This is a genomic window from Flavobacterium sp., from assembly GCF_043720215.1.
GTDB lineage: Bacteria > Bacteroidota > Bacteroidia > Flavobacteriales > Flavobacteriaceae > Flavobacterium.
On sequence record NZ_JAYSSZ010000269.1, the window covers coordinates 1 to 7140 of the forward strand.

Here is a 7140-nt window from a genome sequence, read left to right on the forward strand (position 1 = left end):
AAAAAATTAAATTTTGGTTTTAATATTGGAGCTGGTTATGAATTACCAGTAGGAGTATTTTTTCAAGCACGATATACAATTGGGTTAACTGATTTTGCAAATAATGCAAACTTCTTGGCAGGAAGAGATTCTGCAGGAGATAGAATTATTGATACTGGAAATCCTACTGTTGATAGTAAATACGATAATACTTCATTCAAATCTTCTAATTTACAATTATCAGTAGGTTACAAATTCTAATCGAAAAATTAGATTTTATATAATTAACCACGCCATTGGCGTGGTTTTTTTATATACAAAAATAGCTTTACTTTGCAGTAATGAACTGGAGTAACTACATAAAAAATTTTAGATCATATCTAAAAATCGAAAGAGGATTATCTAAAAACTCTATAGATAATTATACACTTGATATTGAAAAATTATGTGGTTATTTATTAGAAAATAATATGACTGTTTCTCCAGTAAAAATTGGAGAAGAAACGATTCAGCAATTTATTTATGAAATTTCTAAAAGTGTTAATCCACGTTCGCAAGCAAGAACTATTTCTGGGTTAAAAAGTTTTTTTAACTATCTTATTTTTGAAGATTATAGGCCAGACAACCCACTTGAGCTTATTGAAACGCCAAGATTAGGACGAAAATTGCCTGACACACTTAATGTTGAAGATATCGATAAGCTAATTGCTGCTATCGACTTATCGTCTAACGAAGGAGAACGCAATCGCGCTATGCTCGAAACTTTGTATAGTTGTGGATTGCGAGTTTCGGAATTAGTTTCACTAAAAATTTCTGATTTGTTTTTTGATGAAGGTTTTATAAAAATAACTGGAAAAGGAAACAAACAACGATTTGTACCAATAAGTAACTTGACTCAAAAATATATAGAAATTTATAAAAATACAGATAGAAATTTACTCTCCATTCAAAAAGGACATGAAGATACGTTATTCTTAAATCGTAGAGGACGACAACTGACTCGAGCGATGATTTTTACAATTATAAAAAATTTAGCGGTCGAGATAGATTTAAACAAAGTAATAAGTCCACATACATTTCGACATTCCTTTGCTACACATTTGCTAGAAAATGGTGCCGATTTGCGTTCTATTCAACTTATGTTAGGGCATGAATCAATTACTACCACGGAAATCTATATGCATGTAGATAGGAAACATTTAAGTCAAATTATGGAAACTTTTCATCCTAGGAATCATTAGCAAAACTACTTGATCAGAATTGATAAAAAAACTTTTGCACAATCATTAATTATTTAAAAGGATGTCTTTGTTGCCACTCTAATTCAGGCTCAAGATTTCTGAATATTCTAGAGATGTATTTATTAATATATTTGTTTGTATGGTATAAAAAACCTGACATCATAACTGGTTGTGCACCAATAGAACTTTTTATTTCAATAGCAGTTCTCCCAAAAATAATTTTTTGAAATTGATTTTCGATGCCAAATTTAGTCATGTTGTATAACATATTAAGATACAGCATTTTTTCTTTCTGTATATGATTATCATAACCTAAGAAATAAGTTTCCAACACATCGCCATTTAAAAGTAAAGTATGAAAACCAACTAATTTTCCTTGCAGAAAATAACCGCAAAGCCTTAATTGTTCTTGTAGCTGTTTCTTGAAAGTGGAAAAATGATTCTTAGCTAAGAAAAAAGTATTAAACGGAGCATTTTGCGCCACATAATGATACAATTCGTATAATCGTTCTTCGTGTAAAAGTATTTCGTCGTAACCTAATTCTCTCACTTCAATATCTTCACACTTTTTGTGTGCTCGTTTGTATTGATCACGATATTTTTTAGAAAAAGCAGCAACATAATCATCATTAGTTTTCCAATTAGATTGAAGTTCAAAAACCATGTTGGGCTGAACATTGAATTCGTATAAGTTTGAAAACTCATACTTTTTTAATTCAACAGAACATTCTTGATAAAAATCTTTGAAGGAAACAATATGAATCGTGATTTTTTTCTTTTTAAAATAATCAATAATTGCTTCTGAGGATTCAATTAATAGTTTGCTAATACATTTAAAATTAATAGGTTTGCTAAAAGCATAGCCGTTTTGGCCAGTAATCATATTGTTGCCTAAAAATAAAGTGTGCGAAGCAAATTTTTTGAAAACGAAGTTTCTTATAGCTTTTTTGACACATTTATCTCTTTCGCCAAATGATTCTAATTTGTTTAGATCTAAATATTGAGCCAATGCAACACCTATGAGTTCTGTGTCTTCAAAAATTCCAATATAAAAACATTCCATATTCGTGGGAGCCGAATCTTCTAATACTTTTAAGTAAGGAGTTTGTAAGAAAGCATTGCCTATAGCGACAGTATTCCAGGTTTCTGGAAGGTCTATTATTGAAGAATAAATTTTAAAAGAGTTTGATTCCAAATTAAAAATAAATCGCTCCACAAATGTAGAGCGATTCTTGTATAAATAAATGTTAAAAAATTATTTCATTGCGCAAATAATTCCGCCCATAATGGCGAAACATACAATCCAGAAGCCTCCAGTTACTAATGTGTATTTGAAGCTTCTTTTTTCATATAAAGCATTTGTACCAATTACTGGAAGTGCTAGGAATAATCCAGTCATTGTCCCATGTAAAGCACCATGTTTAAAAGTTCTAAAAACATCACCGTAGTCTGCCATAAAAGCTGCATATGATGGTTTTGCATTTGGAATATCACCACCAATTAGTCCTAAAGCTCCAAATTGATGAATTGTAAGCATTTGCAAAACAAAGGCAATAAAAAAAGCGTACAAAAGTGAAACGCCAAATATTAAAATCATATTTGGTTTTTCTCCTTCTTCTGGATTTATACCAGTTTCTTTCATCCAAATTGTTCCAAAAACTTTTGGGTTATACCAAATAAATCCAACAACAAGTGTAGATAATGCAGCAAGTAGTAATGCTAAAAAATTAATTTCCATAGTTTTGTTTTTTAAGTTTGTTACTCAAATATAAAAAATATTTCAAATAAAAAAGACTTTCTGTAAGGAAAGTCTTTTAGTTATACTCTTGAATTAATATTAATCTTCGGCAGCTTCGCCAGATTTTCTGTAAATGAAGTTTCCGTAAATATGGCGTTTTGCAAAACGATTAGGAGATTCGGCATTTACCATTTTTACATAAATATTTCTAGGAACACCAATGTATTCGTATTCCATTCCGTTGAAATATTTAATATGTAATGTTTGTTTCTCTAAATGAAAACCGTGAATATTAGAGTTTGTAATTGTATCTGTATATTCAGGAAGGTTTTTCTCGACAGTTTCTGCAGAAATACTTACTAAAAAATGGTAAGCATTGATGATGTTTTTACTAGTTTCTTCCGCAGCTAATTTTCCTGCTTCGTCATTTACAAACTTGTCAGGATGAGAATCTTTCATGCTGTTTCTGTAAATGGTTTTTAACTCTTTTAAAGTAACATTTTTGTCAACTTCAAGTAACTTTCTGTATTCGATAACTCTTTTCATACCAATGTTTAAAAATAATATTTAAAAAAAGCCACTCTTTTCAGAATGGCTTGCTTAGTAGCGGGAACAGGACTCGAACCTGTGACCTTCGGGTTATGAGCCCGACGAGCTGCCTACTGCTCTATCCCGCGTTATTTCGAGTGCAAATGTACAACCAATTTTCATTCGTGCAACAAAAATAGTAAAAAACTTTATATTTTTTATAGTTACTTGATTTTTAACACTTTAATTTATTTTTTAACAGCTAGTATAATAGTGTCTATGCAATTAAGATTTCTTTTTGTTGTGACTATTCCACTTGATATAACTACCTTTGCACAATAAAATACAATATAAATGTCACATAAAGCAGGTTTTGTAAACATCATAGGAAATCCAAACGTTGGAAAATCGACGTTAATGAATGCCTTTGTTGGCGAACGATTATCAATTATTACATCTAAAGCACAAACAACACGTCATAGAATCCTTGGAATTGTAAATGGAGAAGATTTTCAGATGATTTTGTCTGATACGCCAGGAATTATCAAACCAGCATACGAAATGCAGGAATCGATGATGAATTTTGTAAAATCAGCTTTCGAAGATGCCGATGTTTTGATTTATATGGTCGAAATTGGTGAGCAAGACTTGAAAGACGAAGCTTTTTTTAATAAAATCATTAATGCAAAAATCCCTGTTTTATTACTTTTAAATAAAATAGATACTTCAAACCAAGAACAACTGGAGGAGCAAGTTGCGTTCTGGACTGCTAAAGTTTCTAATGCAGAAATTTTTCCAATATCAGCATTACAGAATTTTAATGTGCCAGAAGTTTTTGACAGAATCATAAAATTATTACCAGAATCTCCAGCTTATTATCCCAAAGATCAGCTAACGGACAAGCCTGAAAGATTCTTTGTAAACGAAACCATACGTGAGAAAATCTTGCTACATTATAGTAAAGAAATCCCGTATGCTGTAGAAATTGTAACCGAAGAATTTTTTGAAGACGATAATATTATCCGTATTCGTTCTGTTATTATGGTGGAACGCGATACGCAAAAAGGAATTATTATAGGTCATAAAGGTGAAGCGCTAAAACGAGTAGGAGTAGAGTCTCGTGCCGATTTAGAAAAGTTTTTTGGTAAGCAAATCTTTATAGAACTATACGTAAAAGTGAATAAAAACTGGAGAAGCAACGCGAATATGCTGAAGCGTTTTGGGTATAATCAGTAAAGTTGATTCGTGGATTTGGTTAATCGGTTATTTGTTAAATATTACGATTTAGCCCTGATGGTAGCGGCATCCTTTTTCTTGCTTCTTTAGCAAGAAAAAGATATAGCGTACAGCAGGAAATAGCTCCTAAAAATACTATAAAAACTTAGAATATTAGTTACTTAGCAACTTAGTTACTTTTTTGACTACCTTTGCAAAAAATTAGAATGCTTTATTGTTTGCAGTTTAAGAATGTTGGTTTTAGAATTTCTAAAATCTGCAATCTAAAATCTGTAATCTAAAATTAGAAATATGAATAACATTGTTGCGATAGTAGGAAGACCTAATGTAGGGAAATCGACCCTTTTTAATAGGCTGATACAAAGAAGAGAAGCTATTGTAGATTCGGTTTCTGGAGTTACCAGAGATAGAAACTACGGTAAAAGCGAATGGAACGGAAAAGAGTTTTCTGTGATTGATACTGGTGGATATATTCGTGGTTCGGACGACGTTTTTGAGGGAGAAATCCGCAAACAAGTCGAATTAGCTATCGACGAAAGCGACGTAATTATTTTTGTGGTCGATGTTGAAGAAGGGATCACACCTATGGATGATGCCGTTGCAAAAATGCTGCGAAAAGTAACGAAGCCTGTTTTACTTGCCGTAAATAAGGTAGATAATGCGATGCGTGAAAAAGATGCTATCGAGTTTTATAACCTAGGTTTGGGTGATTATTACACTTTTGCGAGTATTTCAGGAAGCGGAACAGGAGATTTACTAGATGCTCTTATTGATGCTTTTCCTGTAAAACCATTACCAACACAAGAAGAAGTGGTTTTACCTCGTTTTGCAGTAGTAGGTCGTCCTAATGCTGGAAAATCTAGTTTTATAAATGCTTTAATTGGTAAAGAACGTTTTATGGTTACCGACATTGCGGGGACTACTCGTGATTCGATAGATACTAAATATGACCGTTTTGGTTTCGAATTTAACTTGGTTGATACTGCTGGAATTCGTCGTAAAGCTAAAGTAAAAGAAGATTTAGAATTTTATTCTGTAATGCGTTCGGTTCGTGCGATTGAGCATGCTGATGTTTGTATCTTAATTATCGATGCGACTCGTGGTTTTGAAGGTCAGGATCAAAGTATATTTTGGTTGGCTGAAAAAAACAGAAAAGGTGTTGTTATCTTAGTGAATAAATGGGATTTGGTCGAAAAAGATACGATGTCAACTCGTGATTATGAAGCTAAAATTCGTGAGGAATTAATGCCGTTTGTCGATGTGCCTATTCTTTTTGTGTCGGCACTTACAAAACAGCGTTTGCTAAAAGCATTAGAAGCAACTGTTCAGGTTTATGAGAATAGACAACAGCGTATTTCGACTTCAAAATTTAACGAATATATGTTAAAAATAATCGAAAATCATCCACCACCAGCCTTGAAAGGGAAGTTTGTAAAAATTAAATACTGCATGCAATTGCCAACACCAACACCTCAGTTTGTGTTTTTTGCTAATTTGCCTCAATATGTGAAAGATGCTTACAAACGTTTCTTAGAAAACAAAATTCGTGAGAATTGGGATTTTGAAGGTGTTCCGATTGATATTTATATTAGAGAGAAATAATTTTTTTTAAATATTCATTTAAAGTTCATTAAGTTTACGATACTTAATGAACTTTTTTTATGAAGTCAATCAATAACAAAATAGTCTGGATTACTGGAGCATCATCTGGAATTGGAGAGGCATTAGCTTATGAATTAGCTAATTATAAAAACTGTAAATTAATACTTTCTGCCAGAAATCAAGAGGCTTTAGAGTTAGTGAAATCGAAATGTAATACCGAGGTTGTTGTACTTCCTTTTGATTTATCCGATTTCGGTCATGCCAAAAATCATGCTGAAAAAGCGATTGCAGCTTTTGGAAAAGTTGACGTGTTAATTAATAACGGAGGAGTAAGTCAACGATCACTTCTTATAGAAACTGATTTTGAAGTGGATAAAAAACTAATTGAAGTTGATTATTTAGGAACAGTTGCTATTACCAAAGCGATTTTACCACATTTTATTCAAAACCGGAATGGACACTTTGTGACAATAACAAGCTTAATGGGTAAGTTTGGCTCGCCTTACCGTTCTGGTTATTGCGGTGCAAAACATGCATTGCATGGCTTTTTTGATGTTTTGCGTATGGAACATCAAAAAGACGCTTTGAATGTGACATTAATATGTCCTGGATTTATTCAAACCAATGTTGCCAAAAATGCTTTAACAGCTAATGGATCTAAACAAAACACAGACGATAATGCTACCCAAAATGGAATGCCTGTATCAGTTTTTGCTAAAAAGCTTGTAAAAGCTGTCGAGACTAATAAATTCGAGGCTTATATCGGAGGAAAAGAAATTTTAGGAGTTTATCTGAAAAGATTTTTTCCTAAATTTT

Annotated in this window: 7 protein-coding genes, 1 tRNA gene and 1 pseudogene; 5 read left to right on the plus strand and 4 right to left on the minus strand. The window is 32.2% G+C overall.

Annotated features, from left to right (window positions below):
- Positions 1 to 240 (plus strand): annotated as a pseudogene (locus ACHZC3_RS11900) (hypothetical protein); the annotation flags it as partial.
- 80 nt (positions 241 to 320) lie between these two features.
- Positions 321 to 1220: a site-specific tyrosine recombinase XerD gene (gene xerD / locus ACHZC3_RS11905; RefSeq protein WP_394760075.1), complete on the plus strand. Its 900-nt coding sequence runs from the start codon at positions 321 to 323 to the stop codon at positions 1218 to 1220.
- Positions 1221 to 1269: 49 nt separating this feature from the next.
- On the opposite strand, the gene ACHZC3_RS11910 is transcribed toward xerD, so the two are convergent.
- The 4 genes from ACHZC3_RS11910 to ACHZC3_RS11925 all read right to left on the minus strand — a co-directional run bounded on the left by ACHZC3_RS11910 (position 1270) and on the right by ACHZC3_RS11925 (position 3635).
- Positions 1270 to 2415: a GNAT family N-acetyltransferase gene (locus tag ACHZC3_RS11910; RefSeq protein ID WP_394760076.1), complete on the minus strand. Its 1146-nt coding sequence runs from the start codon at positions 2413 to 2415 to the stop codon at positions 1270 to 1272.
- A 60-nt stretch (positions 2416 to 2475) separates the two neighbouring features.
- Positions 2476 to 2958 carry a DUF1761 domain-containing protein gene (locus tag ACHZC3_RS11915; protein WP_394760077.1) on the minus strand — a complete coding sequence of 161 codons (483 nt, stop codon included), beginning with the start codon at positions 2956 to 2958 and terminating at the stop codon, positions 2476 to 2478.
- Between the two features lie 99 nt (positions 2959 to 3057).
- Positions 3058 to 3504 carry a KTSC domain-containing protein gene (locus ACHZC3_RS11920; RefSeq protein WP_394760078.1) on the minus strand — a complete coding sequence of 149 codons (447 nt, stop codon included), beginning with the start codon at positions 3502 to 3504 and terminating at the stop codon, positions 3058 to 3060.
- A gap of 58 nt (positions 3505 to 3562) precedes the next feature.
- Positions 3563 to 3635 (minus strand) — tRNA-Met (locus tag ACHZC3_RS11925).
- A 205-nt stretch (positions 3636 to 3840) separates the two neighbouring features.
- Between ACHZC3_RS11925 and era the strand changes: the two genes are divergently transcribed.
- The 3 genes from era to ACHZC3_RS11940 form a co-directional block, all read left to right on the plus strand.
- The gene (era, locus tag ACHZC3_RS11930; protein WP_394760079.1) at positions 3841 to 4722 is read left to right on the plus strand and encodes a GTPase Era; all 882 of its coding nucleotides are present in this window, start codon (positions 3841 to 3843) and stop codon (positions 4720 to 4722) included.
- Between the two features lie 291 nt (positions 4723 to 5013).
- Positions 5014 to 6324, plus strand: coding sequence for a ribosome biogenesis GTPase Der (gene der / locus ACHZC3_RS11935; RefSeq protein ID WP_394760080.1), 1311 nt, complete (start codon positions 5014 to 5016; stop codon positions 6322 to 6324).
- 59 nt (positions 6325 to 6383) lie between these two features.
- The coding region (locus tag ACHZC3_RS11940; protein ID WP_394760081.1) for an SDR family oxidoreductase at positions 6384 to 7140 on the plus strand (757 nt) is incomplete at its 3' end.